Origin of the sequence: Salmonella sp. 2020_1459, from assembly GCF_043847915.1 — a bacterium.
GTDB classification, from domain to species: domain Bacteria; phylum Pseudomonadota; class Gammaproteobacteria; order Enterobacterales; family Enterobacteriaceae; genus Salmonella; species Salmonella enterica.
In genome coordinates, this window is sequence record NZ_JBCMFA010000008.1 from 15,626 (window position 1) to 30,372 (window position 14,747).

The 14,747-nt window shown below is 46.4% G+C and carries 15 protein-coding genes and 2 pseudogenes; 6 read left to right on the forward strand and 11 right to left on the reverse strand.

Going from position 1 to position 14,747, the window contains the following annotated elements; genetic code table 11:
* Positions 1-251: 251 nt before the first annotated feature.
* The 9 genes from ACH0VJ_RS19115 to ACH0VJ_RS19155 all read right to left on the reverse strand — a co-directional run bounded on the left by ACH0VJ_RS19115 (position 252) and on the right by ACH0VJ_RS19155 (position 6,161).
* The gene (locus tag ACH0VJ_RS19115; RefSeq protein WP_001234415.1) at positions 252-1,070 is read right to left on the reverse strand and encodes a DUF932 domain-containing protein; all 819 of its coding nucleotides are present in this window, start codon (positions 1,068-1,070) and stop codon (positions 252-254) included.
* 105 nt (positions 1,071-1,175) lie between these two features.
* Positions 1,176-1,415 carry a DUF905 family protein gene (locus ACH0VJ_RS19120; protein WP_001112363.1) on the reverse strand — a complete coding sequence of 80 codons (240 nt, stop codon included), beginning with the start codon at positions 1,413-1,415 and terminating at the stop codon, positions 1,176-1,178.
* A 105-nt stretch (positions 1,416-1,520) separates the two neighbouring features.
* A complete protein-coding gene (locus tag ACH0VJ_RS19125) occupies positions 1,521-1,934 on the reverse strand; it encodes a hypothetical protein (RefSeq protein WP_000789537.1) in 414 nt (137 codons plus the stop codon).
* Between the two features lie 274 nt (positions 1,935-2,208).
* Positions 2,209-2,748 carry a DUF4339 domain-containing protein gene (locus ACH0VJ_RS19130; protein ID WP_001079432.1) on the reverse strand — a complete coding sequence of 180 codons (540 nt, stop codon included), beginning with the start codon at positions 2,746-2,748 and terminating at the stop codon, positions 2,209-2,211.
* Positions 2,749-2,810: 62 nt separating this feature from the next.
* Positions 2,811-3,263, reverse strand: a complete 453-nt coding sequence (locus ACH0VJ_RS19135; RefSeq protein ID WP_000734134.1) for a hypothetical protein — start codon at positions 3,261-3,263, stop codon at positions 2,811-2,813.
* Positions 3,260-3,712 carry a YfjS/YafY family lipoprotein gene (locus ACH0VJ_RS19140; RefSeq protein ID WP_001020194.1) on the reverse strand — a complete coding sequence of 151 codons (453 nt, stop codon included), beginning with the start codon at positions 3,710-3,712 and terminating at the stop codon, positions 3,260-3,262. Before ACH0VJ_RS19140 ends, ACH0VJ_RS19135 begins: the two co-directional genes overlap by 4 nt.
* A 36-nt stretch (positions 3,713-3,748) precedes the next feature.
* Entirely contained in the window at positions 3,749-4,315 is a 567-nt protein-coding gene (locus ACH0VJ_RS19145; RefSeq protein ID WP_000765650.1) for a hypothetical protein, read from the reverse strand.
* Positions 4,312-5,025: a WYL domain-containing protein gene (locus tag ACH0VJ_RS19150; RefSeq protein WP_000075762.1), complete on the reverse strand. Its 714-nt coding sequence runs from the start codon at positions 5,023-5,025 to the stop codon at positions 4,312-4,314. Before ACH0VJ_RS19150 ends, ACH0VJ_RS19145 begins: the two co-directional genes overlap by 4 nt.
* 260 nt (positions 5,026-5,285) lie before the next feature.
* Positions 5,286-6,161 (reverse strand): GTPase family protein, encoded by an 876-nt coding sequence (locus ACH0VJ_RS19155; RefSeq protein WP_000165430.1) that lies wholly within the window; start codon positions 6,159-6,161, stop codon positions 5,286-5,288.
* Between the two features lie 240 nt (positions 6,162-6,401).
* Between ACH0VJ_RS19155 and ACH0VJ_RS19160 the strand changes: the two genes are divergently transcribed.
* From ACH0VJ_RS19160 to ACH0VJ_RS19170, 3 genes are read left to right on the forward strand one after another with little or no spacing between them, the layout of a single operon-like run.
* Positions 6,402-6,767, forward strand: coding sequence for an AAA domain-containing protein (locus ACH0VJ_RS19160; protein ID WP_077916518.1), 366 nt, complete (start codon positions 6,402-6,404; stop codon positions 6,765-6,767).
* Positions 6,764-7,426 (forward strand): C-terminal helicase domain-containing protein, encoded by a 663-nt coding sequence (locus tag ACH0VJ_RS19165; protein ID WP_277752259.1) that lies wholly within the window; start codon positions 6,764-6,766, stop codon positions 7,424-7,426. Before ACH0VJ_RS19160 ends, ACH0VJ_RS19165 begins: the two co-directional genes overlap by 4 nt.
* Complete coding sequence (locus ACH0VJ_RS19170; RefSeq protein ID WP_001250528.1) at positions 7,407-8,945, forward strand: hypothetical protein; 1,539 nt, start codon at positions 7,407-7,409, stop codon at positions 8,943-8,945. The genes ACH0VJ_RS19165 and ACH0VJ_RS19170 overlap by 20 nt, the downstream gene beginning before the upstream one ends.
* Positions 8,946-9,262: 317 nt before the next feature.
* Here the strand turns inward: ACH0VJ_RS19170 and ACH0VJ_RS19175 are convergent, their stop codons facing one another.
* Positions 9,263-11,113: a hypothetical protein gene (locus tag ACH0VJ_RS19175; protein WP_000556732.1), complete on the reverse strand. Its 1,851-nt coding sequence runs from the start codon at positions 11,111-11,113 to the stop codon at positions 9,263-9,265.
* A gap of 154 nt (positions 11,114-11,267) precedes the next feature.
* Between ACH0VJ_RS19175 and ACH0VJ_RS19180 the strand changes: the two genes are divergently transcribed.
* The 3 genes and pseudogenes from ACH0VJ_RS19180 to ACH0VJ_RS19190 all read left to right on the forward strand — a co-directional run.
* Positions 11,268-11,396 carry an AlpA family phage regulatory protein gene (locus ACH0VJ_RS19180; protein WP_371356333.1) on the forward strand — a complete coding sequence of 43 codons (129 nt, stop codon included), beginning with the start codon at positions 11,268-11,270 and terminating at the stop codon, positions 11,394-11,396.
* A gap of 69 nt (positions 11,397-11,465) precedes the next feature.
* Positions 11,466-12,992 carry a YfjI family protein gene (locus ACH0VJ_RS19185; protein ID WP_000778661.1) on the forward strand — a complete coding sequence of 509 codons (1,527 nt, stop codon included), beginning with the start codon at positions 11,466-11,468 and terminating at the stop codon, positions 12,990-12,992.
* Positions 12,993-13,407: 415 nt separating this feature from the next.
* Positions 13,408-13,863, forward strand: a pseudogene (locus tag ACH0VJ_RS19190) (inovirus Gp2 family protein); the annotation flags it as partial.
* A gap of 35 nt (positions 13,864-13,898) precedes the next feature.
* Here the strand turns inward: ACH0VJ_RS19190 and tagK are convergent.
* Positions 13,899-14,662, reverse strand: a pseudogene (tagK, locus tag ACH0VJ_RS19195) (type VI secretion system-associated protein TagK).
* Positions 14,663-14,747: the final 85 nt, after the last annotated feature.

Genomic DNA, 14,747 nt, shown 5'->3' on the forward strand with positions numbered 1-14,747 from the left:
TTTGCCGGGGTGAGTATTCTGGTTCAGGTGGAATGCCGGGCAGGACTGTGCATAGCCGTCAGCGCCAGACCGTGCGGGCCAGGTACCATCAGTAATGAACAGCCGACACAGGCTGAGCTCACCGGGCCGGTAACAGAGGTGAGAACACCAGGCACAGAGGTCGTCGTCGGATATGGAACGGCAGCCTGGCTGGTTCGCCAGGGATACCGGATATATTCTGGCCTGACGGGCATCAGCAGGAACATGGCGCATCAACTCAGCGCCTGCTGCATCTGTTCCGCCATCACCCACAGGGCACGGTTTAGCCTGATGTCCCCGTCAATGCCGTTAACGGCTCGGGTATGGCTGCGTTTGCCCTTCGCAGTACGTCCCGGAAGCCCGCCTTTCAGCAGGTTCTCCTGGATACGCTGGTACGTTGTCCACAGGTCATCACTGCGGTCTTCATAACGTCGGGGTGTCAGTATCTGCGTTGCCGTCACCGGCTGATGCTCTTCACCAAAACGGTACGTCAGGGCAGCATTCGCCAGTGCATGCTGTGCCAGTGGCGGTAATAAAAGTGACTGCATGGCGTCGCGCTTCTCTTCCATCCGGTCAAAGACGCTGAGTACGTCGTAGGCTCCCTCAATGACCTTGTTAACGACATCGCCCCGGTGCGGAACTCTGATTTCGCCAAAGGACTGCCCGCAGACGAGCGAATTCGTGCATACGCTGCGGAAAATTCCCGGCAATAACTGAAAACTGGACTCACCACTGTGCGAATTCAGGATGATGATTTCCGGCACCTGCTGACCGTGTATCTGACCGGTGCGACGCAGGCGGAGCATGTGCTTCGTATATTCCCGACGAGCAGGGTCACGAACCCGTGACTGACAAGCGAAGAACGGCTGGAACCCTTCCCGTTGAAGGTTTTCCAGGATGGTGATGGTCGGTATGCAGGTGTAGCGTTCACTGCGGGACGCATGTTTGTCCTCACCAAAAACGCTGGGGACCACCTGTATTAATTCTTCACGGGTTAAGGGACGGTCGCGGCGTATCTGGTTAATCCGTCCAAAGCGGCTGGCTAAGCGCATTGTTAATTTCCTTCGTGGGTTGATTTAACTGCATAAACAAAAAGCCATGCTCCTGTGGGAACATGGCCTGTTGGCGTGGTTGCTGGTGGGGTGAGCAGCGGTGAGTCAGTGTCGGGGTATTCCGTGGCTGAGCAGATAGCGGTTCAGCCAGTACCAGGCACGGGCTTCAAAATTCCATGCCCACCAGAGCAACTGATTATAACTGTCGCGTATGACCAGCCGGAAATGTGTGCCCTGGTCATCTTCAATAAACACATTGCGGTAAGCTGTTGTGACGGCAATCGCCTGCGTGCGTGAGAAAGGGCCTTCGCCTTCAGGCAATAAAAGTGATGTACAGTCTGGCATATCTGTTACTTTATAGTAAAAAGCGCCTGTCATCATGGCAGGCGCTGTATTAATTACTAATATTAATAAATTAATAACACACAGATCAGGCGCATGATTTATTCCTTAGATTTTAATTTGGTCAAGTCCGACAACTTCGTGAATTGTGTTGTCGTAAAGTTTAACGCCCAGTTTACCGTTTTTCAGCGTAACGAAACTGGCTTTGATATCGCCTTCACAACTTTGATTGTCGTTGTATTTGATGGTCTGAGCTTTGCCGGTGTAAAAGTTAATCACGCCGTAGAAACCATCCCAACACGCCGTACCGCCCATAGCGTGTACCAGACCGTATTGCATGTCTTTGGATGTACCCAGGTATTTACATCTTCCATCAGTGGTATCGGTCCCCTGACACCAGAACTCCGTACCGTCAGTGACGTCAGTAAGGTTGTGCGGTAAAGGTACAGCCGTGTTTGCAGATACATTACCGGTAAAGAAACTGATAACTGCAACCATTAAAATGGTGATAATATTTTTCATGATAAATACTCCAGTGTTTCTGATGTTAAATAAAAATATAAGCCCCCTGTTTCCGCAACACTTATAACTCCCCCCCGAGAGGCCGAAATTAAAGTCCGGCCTGTTTATTAAACACATGCCCGAAGTATGCACTTCAACGGGGGAATATTTTATATTGTGACTTTGACTGTCCTCTGAATCAAATAAGACACAGCTGCTCCAAGGCGATTTACATCATTTACTTGTTAATTACACTAATGACCTGATTATTTAGTAAACTCTGTGATAAAGAATATCAGGCAGTTAATAACACCAGTATTAACATAACCAACCAGACCCAGAAATAAGCCGGTTTCTGACCGAGGGCTTTAGCCCTGCGCCACAGATAAAACGGAACCAGCCAGGCCAGCCAGCCAAAGGCAGCGGTATCAACGCCGGATTTACGGAGCCGTCGTTCATCCAGATACCCCAGCGCAATATTCAGTATCAGTGTGATAAACCAGTATTGCCCCTCCGTCACGGCGGCATACGCCTCTTCAAATTCCATTCCGCTCAGCCCGGCCGTCCACATCTCCAGGGCATACCCAATCAGGGGCGCAAAGGCCAGCGTCCAGACCACGCTTCCGGGGATACGATTGCCGGGCAGCGCGGGGGGAACCGCACATTGTTTCAGGACATCTGCCAGCGGCGTGGCTGACAGCGGCTGCCATTCCGTCATGCCCTGTTGCCATACCAGCGTTGAGGCATTCAGCTCCCCGCGCTGAATACGTTCGGTTATGTCGGCTTCGGTCACATTGTCGTGACGCACGCCATTTTTCTCATAATGCCTGTTCATTCTTTTCCTTTATTTTTAATGTGTTAAATGAATATGGGAGGCTTCTCCCTGAGGCAGGGAGTTCACTCTTCAATGTATTCGAAAGAACCGACTGGCTTGCCGTTGTAGTACATCACGACGTCGGCCAGTGATTTCCTGTTCTGTGGTTTGACAAAACCTGCACTGAATGCCTTGCTGCAGTACTGCTCCAGGGACATTTTCGCCGTCGGAATCAACTCCATGGCGTCACCATTAGAACGGTCAACCACCCCCCAGATACCGTTGGGGCATTTCCAGTCGGTGGGGACCATTCTGACAATGGCAACGCGCCCGTTTTCCGATTGCGAAACCACTTCACACATCTTTCTCTCCAGTTTGTACTGGTTACACCAGAAGGGTTTGTTATGCTGCATATCGCGGGTGTAGGCCGGAATGCCGCCTTTGATGGCACCCTGAAAACCGTCATCAGCATGGGCCGGTGTCAGCAAATACAGACTCAGGACTGCAGCAGAGATAACACCTTTCAGCTTCTTCATGGATGGTTCTCCTGGTTATCCGGCAGATAGAGTTTCCCCATTTCCTTGCCATCGTGCGAATACACCACCGATTTTTCACCCGTATAGCTGTCAGTCTCGATCCGGAAGCTCAGAGTAATATTGCCCGCGAGACACAGGGCGGCTATCAGCGGCTGCACCGTTTTCTGCTGCATATCAGCAATGTAGTAATAATTACCGGACTCACAGCCTTCCGGCGACTGGCGGGTTTTCATTACCGTGTATAGCGGTGTGCCGAAGGCATCCTTTTTTACCCATTCCTGCACGACATCGGATTTGTGAGACACCACGTCGCTGAACGGCGGCGGAGTCAGGTCCTTAAACCGGGCAATCGCCTTCACGCCAGCATCTTCCTTGCTGTCGCAGCCGGATGCCAGCAGAGTGCCGATAACCACCAGAAAGGTCGTCAGACGCGTATTGAATATATTCATGGTAAAACTCCCTGTTATGGTTGTTTTTCAGCGGGTTCAGCAGTTGCCTGTACGACGACATAATTCTGCCAGGCTCTGCTGCGCCACCCATTGCTGCAGTTTCCTGTCGGCTTCAGAGCTTCTGGCCGCCAGGGCCGCCTGTTGTTTTTTGTTGACGCAATTTTCCGGGAAGGCGGCCAGCACCTGATTGCTGTGAGGTTCTTCGGCCAGCTCCAGTTGATATTGCGTATCGATAATGGTGAAATAACAGCCTTTCCCCTGGTCTTCGCCCTGGTACACCGAAGTCAGGTCAGAGGTGTAGCCGCTGGCCGGTTTCAGATTTAGCCTGCGTACCGTGTGCGTTTTCTTGTCGGCAAGGTAATAGGCACCGCCGCCACGAATACGCAGCAGAAACTGTTTCGTCCAGGGATAATTGCCTATTACATCAGCCTGATAAAGGGCGTTATGCAGTGTGTTGTTATCCGTACCGTCGGCCGATTTCCAGCCGTCGGCCTGCATGTACTGCCAGGACCTGACGGAGCCCATGATGTCATCTGCGAGGACCGGAGGCACAGAGGTAATGCAGAGGCTGGCGGCCAGCGCCGCCGTGGTGAATAATTTCATACCTGTTCCTTATGGGTAAGTTGCCCGTAACTGTCGTCAGCGAGCAGTGAATGTAAAATATGAAAATGAGGTAACGCCTGTAAAAAGTCCGGGCGGGACAGAATGCGGGTGAAATGTCCGTCTGGTGTGAAGGTTTCCGGGTGAAACGTCACGGAGTGAACGGTGTGCAGCGCAAAAACGGTTATCCGGCCGAGATGTTCTCCCGCCAGAAACCACTCACCGGTGCTGAAAATCAGCCGATATGGGGCAAGGCTGTCACAACGACTCCCGTCAGTAAGCAGGGTTACCTTCTGGTGTTCTGATACCGCCCTGACCAGTCGTGTGAAGATGCCCGGTCGGGAAAGTGGTATGGTTGCCCCCTGATGCCAGATAAGGCATGGCGAGGAATCCTGGCTACTCAGCAACGAACTGACCAGATGGTGGTCCATATCAGGAAACAATGTGCCAGTGCCTGACTGACGGGCGAACTGCATTGCTGCCTCCTCCCGAATCTCCTGACGGCCCCCGGTCAGCAGACGGCAGCAGCCATCCTGATACTCGATGTCGAGGTAAATCAGACGCTCGCGGAAATCACGATGCAGGGTGCGAACCGACACGCCAAACTCAGCGGCCAGTTTGCGCATATTCAGCGTTTCACCCGCGAGCAGACGGCTGATAATCAGCGATAGCCGGACAGACAAGCGGTCATAACGACGCTCAGCCTGAGACATGCATTATCTCCGTGTTTAATAACTGGTTAATTAAGATGGTATTACTGTAAAGGATGGGACTGACGGGTTGTGTCCGTCATACGTAGCGAAACGCCTGGTGCAAGAAGACTGTGTGGATGCAACGTCGGCAGTGGTGACGCGCTTACGACTGGTGGTATCTTTTGCTGGTCAGGACAGGTTATGTCTGCCTGGAAATAATCATCTACCAGGCGGTGAATAAACAGAGTCATTCACTACAGTCCTGATGACCTTTTACTCATTCAGAAGAAAATCCAGTCCCATACCGCGCGGGCCACGGACACCACCGCATCACGCACGGTACGTATCACAGTCTTCAGCGGCGCAGGCAGAAACGACGATGATTCTGCCGTATCGAACACCCGCCCCACGGCCTCACCGAAGCTATCACGGGCCTGTGACCTGACCGGCCCGGTGCAGAGCCTCCCGTGCAGTTGTGTCGCCACCGGGCTGGTGGCATGGTCCGGCAGACAGCGCATCATGGTTGCCACCATCGCTTCCACGCCCCAACCGGTCAACGCTGACACCATGCAGACCGGATGACGGGGAGTGAATATCGTGGTAATGGCGGCCTGTTTCGCCTTCAGGTTAGTCTGCTGCTGTGGCGAGGGGGTACTGGTGCGGATATCCCATTCGTGGCAGGGTTCGATTTTGTCAGCCTGGTTCAGCACAAACAGCACCTGCTGCTGGTAAGGTTGCATCACCCCATGCCAGAACTGCTCGTCTACTGACAGCGCCCGGTCGTCGGCTTTAATGACCCACAGCACCAGGTCCAGCTCCGGCAGCATACGCCGGTACAGGGCACGGTATTCCTGGTCCCGCAGCCCGTTTTCTCCCACACCCGGTAAATCAACAATCATCAGACTGTGACGACCGCTGCGCAACCGGAAGCGCAGCACGTCACGGGTACAGGCGTTCACATCACTGATGGGGGAGACCTCACCCCGGAAGAGTTCATTACAGAGCGAAGACTTACCCGCACCGCTCTTGCCCATGATGCCAATCACCGGCTCGTAGTGGGTGAGGTTCTGAATACGTTCAAGAATAAGCTGACGAAGCGTATCGGGAAGCGCCGACAGCGGTTGTTCCAGGGCCTGAAGGCCGTGAGGTTTAGTCATACAGGGTTCTCAGCGTGAAAAAATAAAAATCCCCGCACTCCGGTTAAAGAGGCGGGGGATTCACTTTGATGATATCTATCTGAAATTATTTGGGATTGTCTGATGATACTGATCGAGGGAATCGAGCTGCAAACATGCTGGTAATAACCTGTACTTTCCTGTTTTAGGATCGCTGAAGTCGTTGATTAGTGTTAATATTACCGCCAATTTTTCAGCGTTCTGATTCCGACAAAAAAATCAATATTTGAAGAATTTCTTGCGAAGACCCGATCACTTGTATGTGGGACTTGTGTGGGTCTAGGACGCTCACAATTTGGTGTAGCAAAAAATCGCTATGATTGGGTGATAGTCGACGAAGCTGCTCGTGCGACACCTGGCGAATTGGCTATAGCAATTCAGTCGGGTCGCAGGGTGTTACTGGTCGGCGATCATCGTCAATTGCCACCTTTGTATCCTGAACCAGTGGTGCGAAAAATATCGATAGAACTAAATTACTCTGATCGCGCGGTACTAACACGTAGTGATTTTGAACGTGCTTTCGAATCAGATTATGGTAAACAAGTCGGAGCAACATTACGTACTCAATATAGAATGGCCCACCAATAGGTGAAATGGTTTCAGCTTGTTTTTATCCCAAACCGTTAGAACCTGGACGTGGAAATCCAGAACCTTGGTTTAATCAATTACCTAAAAGATTAAGTTCTATTATTACTTGGGTTGATACTTCCGATGCTGGGGGAGAATCTTATGAAAGAGCAAAACATCCTGGATTTGACAATCCTTATGAAGCTAGAGAAATTATTGATACGCTGCGTTCAATATGTACAGCAGAATCATTCATCAAATATTTAATTGATGAAACTTCAGATGAGGAAAAACCAATTGGTGTAATTTGCATGTATGCAAATCAAGAACGCCTATTGCAACGTTTACTTAGCGAACAAGATTGGGCTACTGGTTATAGACATCTTATTAAAATTGATACAGTTGATAGTTATCAAGGTAAGGAAAATCGGATCATTATCGTTGCAACGACGCGCAATAATAATCAGTGTATTCAAGGGTTCCTTAGCAGCTCGGAGCGAATAAATGTGGCGATTTCGCGTGCAATGGATAGATTAGTAATCATTGGGGCTGCTCGTATGTGGCGTGAGAGGCATCAAACTTCAGCGTTAGGCCGTGTATTAAACCACATTGAAACACATCGTGATGGGAATAACTTCAATTTGGTTCAGGCATTAGCCATTGAGGAGGGACAGAAATGATTACATTGGAAGAAAAAAACTAAGAGAAATATTAGCTGTTGATGAAATTACTTTTGCAATTCCTGCACAAAGTTTCGCTATCGAATGCTCAATAAGTGCTGAGGAGGCATTGCCCGTTGTTACTGAGTTCGCGCTTCGCATCGCTTATGTTTGTGGTACATTGAGTCCTGTACAAATTCAGGATTTTTTTGGATTCACAAAAAAAGAAACTGATGCAATAATTCAGACATTACTTAACGAACGCCTCATTAAATGGAATGAAGATGAGCTGTTAGAGCTAACTTCTTATGCATTAACTCGTTTTCAAGATAGCTCAGATCATCTACCTCGGTTCTTTAAAATCCAAGAATGGAGTTCTGAAGTTATTTTTGATCTAATAAGTTTTAGTCCAGCAGGACGCCCCAACAGATTGAAACGTGTAAATTCATTAGTGGAGTTAGCAGCACGAAATATTGAGAGGCAATCTAAAACAATTCAATATGCAGAGCAAGCCTTTCAAGAGCACTTTCATAGTATTTGTAAGAAGAATAAAGCAGAGATCTATAAGATTAGTGCGGTAGATGCTGGCGAGCATTTTAGCATTCCACTGCCGTGTATGTTTTATCTGGATTTGGATGGCCAAGTTAATATTCGACGTGATATAGATAATGAAGCTTTTAATAATAGACTTGAAATATCAGAGGCTATTACTGATGCACTTTCAAAACAAGAACGTCCGCAAAACAATAGTTTTATGGATTTTATTCATTATTTTGATTATTCGTTATTTGAACGTTATGTTTCGAATGATGCTTTTGATTTGCGTCGATATGTTCAAGATGTTCATTTAACACGTATTGTTTGTTATGATAATAGACGTGTCACCCCATTACTTGGAGCATTTTATCTACAACATAACGCCGATTTAATTATCACTAGGCTTGGAGATGAGATACTAAAACAGGAGGAAATGTTAGTTAATAAGGAGGTTAGTTTAAAATCTGGTGAGGATGGTGAAAAAATAGATACCCTCCCTGTTTCAGAAAAAACTATCGTTCAAAGCGGGTTGTGGCTTGCCCCCCAACTATCCCTTTGGGCTAGAACTCGCGGGGCAAGAGAGTTTGTTCAGAAGATTGACCGTCTGTTGGATTCTAGGAATAAAAAAAAGAGCAATCCTGTTGGTACTTATGTAATGATCTCTGGTCGGAATAATGCAGCTAAAGATCGTGCATTTAAATATAGAGATCAGTTTCAATATTTATTTAATCTAGATATATGTCTTATGGATGGGAAATTAGAGTTGTTACTTATACCTGGTTTAATTGTATGTGTTCTTTTTCATTTCCATTTGGAACATCAGCCGGTTAGCATCCCAATAGGGTTTATCTCGTCTGAGGTGGAACATTTGAAAATAGCAAGTTCATTGATATCTGAATCAACGAGATCAAAACAAATATTTACATCTATGTATGATAGTGAAAACGTTCCTGTTGCCTATCAAGGATTACAAAATTTGCTTGGCATAATATCTACGGAATAACTGTATTATTGGGTTAGCAATTATTTGGATTCATATTAGTTATATTTGGTTCTTATTAGAGATTGATGTCTGAGTTTACAGGGCCTATTCTTAATGGATAAGCCCTTTTTAATAAAAAGACATACATCCAGGCCAAGTATCGTCTCTGCTAGACGTTACCTATTACCAGTTAGTGCGATTATTGAGCACCTCGATCACCCATAAGCCTTGATTCACCTGCTTTTTCTGATCAGTAAAATGTTACTTTCAATGTAAGCCCCCGGCTACAGTGGCTACACGTAGCCACTGTAGCCGGGGGGATATGTAAAAATATGCAATTATTTTCCACCCCCCTGTGTTTTCCCAGTCTGTATTTTTCTTTCTTCCTCCAGAATCGTCAGGGCTCCATATATCAAATCCCACAATTTTTTATCAACTGAAAGAATCATATTCCTTATTTCCTCCCCAGGGCAGCGAAGATATTTTATCAGACTCTCGATGTCCCGTACGCACGCCAAAAGAGGACAGTTAACCAGTATGCCTATAAGGCTATCATTCAGTTCACCTCGGGTCAGAATTTTATTATTTTTCAGGATGCAGGATAAATCTTGACTGGAAGTAATTTTTTCAGAAAAGATAATGTTGAGTATCTTACCCAGGATAGTGTCAACTTTATCCAGAAGCCCGTAAACAGACTCAGGATAAATGCCTTCCAGCTCAAGGTCATTCCAGTCACTTATTCTCCTGACCATGTTATTATACATCCTTACCGAACGGATGATGGTCAGATTGTTGGCATCTGATAAAATGGATTCAGAAAGGAGAGTACTTTTTATAACAGAGTCGTCACTGTGGGTTTCTGTATAAGCCTGACTGACGGGGATATAGTCAGTGTAAATCCCCTGATTTTCCAGGATGGATGTTACAGATAATGAGAAAACACCATTTTTAACGTTTTTCCTCTCAAATTTTATACGTAATGCAATATGGATAACTAAAAAAGCGGATGCCAGATATCCTGCAGGTAAATCGTCCAGAGAAATAGTTTTGACTTTCTCAAATGCTTCCTCTGTTTCGCCTTTACTGATTAAATCTATAACCTTCCAGAGTTCAATATACGGTTGAATAAACTGTTTATGGGGTTCTTTTTTTAATTTTACAGCGATGTCAGTTAACTGTACTTCGGAGATAATGGTTTTATCATTGAAGTTGAAAATGATGTTTTTTAATGCGCTGATACTCTGTAAACATTCCTCGTTTATATTCAGGGAGAACGGTTTTATTACTCTCTCATGATAATAATCCGCAATTGAGTTAATCATGGTATCATGATGGATAAAATCATGGGGTTCTGGCTCATACAGTAGTCTGCATAACATTGCTGATATATTCCCGGGTTTTATTCCATTGTCTACATAGTTTCTGTAGTACCGTGATATGATGTTAATGACAGGGAGTTTTCGTTCGACATTAAGGAGTACGGTCAGGGAGTAATGGGCTTTTTTTATATTATCAAGACTGACTCTGACGCTGTTAAGCGTATCATCGTCAACAATACCAGAATACGCCTTAATGCAGTCTATAATTGATGCTTCCAGCGTGCTTTTTTTCTGTGTATTACCTGGGCGGATATTTTCAATTACTTTGAAAAGAGGCGCCAGGTTTTCTGAATCTGTATGAGAGAACTTTTGTTTTCTTGCTAAACTTTTCAGATACTTCTGGACAGCAGATAAACCCCCTTTCTTTTTATCCTGCCAGCATGGGCAATAATCTTTCAGCAAGAACTGGTGTATATGGTGATAAAAACAGTTTTTGTTTTCGTCTTTGTACGTTTTATATATGTCAAGTGCGATTAATCTGGGGATTATATGCAGAGCATATCGCTTTTTTATTTGTTCCCGGCTCAGTTCAGTAAAGACGGGGCGAGCCATCAGGGCATTATAAAGTTGCTCGTATTTGTAAAAAATCTCCCTTCGTTGAGTTGTGCTGAACACCTGTTCTGCATCAAGAACCCCGATGATTTCATCATAGTGTTTCTGTTCCTGATGTCTTTCATCCTCACGATTACCGAAAAAGCGCTGATGGCTGGAAAAGGTCGCAGCCCCCCGTATAGCAGCCCGCCTGTTCCCTTTACTGAATAAGCCAAAAGACCGATAAACATCGTACATCAGACTGGCAAAAGTGTGCATTGTCACTCCCTGCGGTTGGTTTTGTTTTTTTTACGGGGACAGTATTTCAGCTCCTGTGGAAAATTGCGACCACAGCCAGAGACATCCAACAGGAGAATCGAAAATGTCATCTGTTTACACCAGACAATCAGAGCCACAACAGCGCATTCTGCGCATGAGAGAACTGACGAAGATAGTCGGTCTGTCCCGGTCAACTATCTATGAAAAGCTAAATCCCGAATCCAGGTATTACGACGAAACGTTTCCAAAAATCGTGAGACTTGGTGCTGCTTCCGTTGGATGACGTTCCACTTCCGTTGATGAGTGGATCGCCTCCAGAAGCGTTTAATTTTTTCTCAAAAGAGACTATGCAATGAAGCTTACCCATAAAAAAACTCAAAATCATCATGTTAATCTGAACACCAGAGCAATTTTGACGTTTTTTCAACAAATCATATCTTTCATATATGGCAAAACCAGCGCGGCGGTTGAGCTTATCTTTGCAACCCTCCAGGGGAGCATGGCTCTGGCCTGCCAGGATATGTATGATGTTGAAATTGAAGATGATATTATCGTTCCTGTATCGCATTTTCACATAATACTGGCAAGGTCCGGAAGCAAAAAAACGACAGTATACAGGCTCATTATGGCGCAAATTCATCAGACTGAACGTGAGCTGGCAGAGGTGTTTTCAGTCAGACTGAAGGAGTATGAACGGCAACACGTGCTATGGGATGAAGAATGTAAGAGCCTTAAGAAATCGTTTCAGAAAGCTGTACGCCAGAAAGAGGGAGTGGAGACAGCCAGAAATGAACTGGATGAATGTCTCAGAAATGAACCGGTTAAGCCTGTAAGGGTGCATCTGACGGTAACGGATCCCACGCCGGAAGCCCTTCTGAAAGAGCTGGGGCAATACTCCAGTCTGGGTATCACCTCTGACGAGGGAAGTGCTCTGTATGAAAGCATCATGCGCCGTAAGATCGCAATTCATAATACGCTATGGTGTGGTGATGATTATCGGATCAGTCGTGCGTCAACGGGTATCACAGATATTAAAGATCCCCGGCTTGGTATGCTGTTGATGACACAGCCGGAGCCACATGACTGCACACTGAAATCACTGGGTAACGCAATACGAGCTACGGGAATTTATGCGCGTACGTTAACCATGGATCTTACGTTACTCACCAGACAGATTGATATTGATGAGCTGGTTTCTGGCGATGAGTCCGATCTGGAAAAGTTTTATGCCATTCAGAAAAAACATTTACTTGCCGGGATTGAACGCAGAAAAAAAAATCAACCCCGAATCTGTATGACTTTTGCTCCTGACGCAAAGAAGCGGTTGCGTTATGTTGGCAGGGACGTAAAGCGTCTGATGCAGCAGGGGGGAAAGCTGTACCATTATAACGACTGGGCTGCGCGGTACTGCGAACATACCGCTAGGAGTGCTGCTGTGATGCAGTTGTTTATCACCCCTGACTCAACCGTTATTACGCTGGAAACACTGGAAGCTGCGTTGTTAATATCGGAATGGCACCTTAATCATTTTATTGTAAAAATGGATGTGGTCAGGGGACCTTCCCATTCTGAAAGAGTACTCAGTTGGCTTGAAAACCATCTTGTTAAAAATGGGTCTTATGATTTTTTAAGGCGTGAAATGATGCAAGAGATACATCGTTCACTCAGAAAAAAAGCTGATCTTGAGCCTGTTCTGGAACAGCTTGCTGAGGAGGGTAAAATCCAGTTGTGGGAGGACGAAAGTGGGACGCATTACATCAAATACCTGGCTTCCGAAATGGCACCTTCAGAACTGGATACAGAACACAAGGCTTTGAAAGGTATACCAGAATATCATGGGGGAGGTAGTGCTATCAGTAGCGTCCCGCTGAAAGGATAACTTCAGAGTGATTTTCATTCAATATCAGATGATTATATTCCACGCATTCCCTGGCGTGTAGCGGGTTTCGCTGTTGTGAGTGGAATTATTATCCGTATTGATTAGTCGGTATATGTACTATATTTATCGTGGGTAGGTACTATATTTATCGTGGGTAGGTACTCTTACACTAATACGATAAGTATCGGTATGTATGCGCTAACGTAATAATAAAATCTGTATGTCTGCAGAGGTAACACATTCCTGCAGGGGAACCTGTATGCCTAATTGCATGGGTAGCTGCTTGCTACCCATTATCTAATGAATTTCGATAAAAGAGATTATTATGAAGTCACCTTATGATTTAGCTGAGAGAGAGTTTAAATTTCTGCTGCAGGAAGCTGAAGATAAATATGATTCGAGAATATCACGCCATATGCTTCGTCGATCGCTTGCTGTAATATCTAATTATCTGGAAAACTATAACCGGATATTCGCTCTGCGCGCTGACCTGAGGTTTGCTCAGTCCCATGTGCCAGGAGAGCCGGACTTGCCGATATGCTTTCAGAAGGATGATGAGAAAGCCATTACTCGGGCTATGGAATCCCTTAAAAGCCAGTTAAGGGAAGAACACAAGCGTTCTGGCAGACCTGGTGAGCCTGTGCCACTCGGCTATATCTGGGCCAGGGAACGGGTTACCAGGGAACATCCTCACTACCATCTGGTTCTGCTGTTTGACAGAGAGGCCTATGCCTATCTGGGAGATTATACAAAGCCTGACGCTGATAATATGGGGACCCGGATACAGAAAGCCTGGTGCAGCGCCATTGGTCTTGATTATCCTGAATATGCTTATCTCCCGCATTTTCCGAAGAATCACAGCGCGTGGTTCACTCGGGATGATGCGTTAACGTTAAGTGCTGATTATTATGACTTTCTGCTACGGGTATCGGGCATTGATTCCATCGCCAGCCAGTGCATTTCACCTTCACCGGTCGTGTCCAGCGTATCCAGAATGGCATCAATACCGGGCGCGCCTGCCACCATATCCTGTAACGTGTCGGTGTCGCCCTTTTTATCGTATAACGACGTCAAATCCTGGGTGACAGCGTCTTCATTTCGGGGAAACGGTTTAGCACGGAGGGGCTTTTCCTGCCCGGAGGGCCGCAATGCCTGCTGATATTCCTGGTAAAGCTGGTGTAGCGTGCTATCCGCTTCATGGCCAGTGTAAGAGGATGCGGTTTCCCGGACGGGAATAATATCGAACGGGTTCTGCGGATTGAGCTGTTGTTGTTTAAACCAGTCCAGATCCAGGTACTCAGCAACAGATTCAGATGACTGAACCAACTGAGGAAACGAAACATCGGGACGGGACTCATCATTGGTGCGGGCAAGGCACCAGGATGACAGACCCCATTCAATCGTATCTCCATCATTCAGCCGCATACGGTGATGAGGTTCCATCACCTGCTCATTGACGGCACAACACAGTTCATCAGAGTGATTAACAATCCACCACGCCTCTTCGTGGCGAACAAGACTGAGCGCGATATCGTCTTTCCCATGTTGCTCAAAAAGCGGAATGTAGGGGGGGCGGCAGTAAATACGATGTATGTCCCTGCGGGATACTGTGCGTTATCCGTTATACCCTGCGACTGTATTTTCCGTAATTCCCACATGTCTTGTTTCATTATGTCCCTTAAATGTATTTATTTTTCTGGAGGAAACGTTTAGGGAGTTTTAATTCATAAATAATTTTAACTAAATTCATAGGGA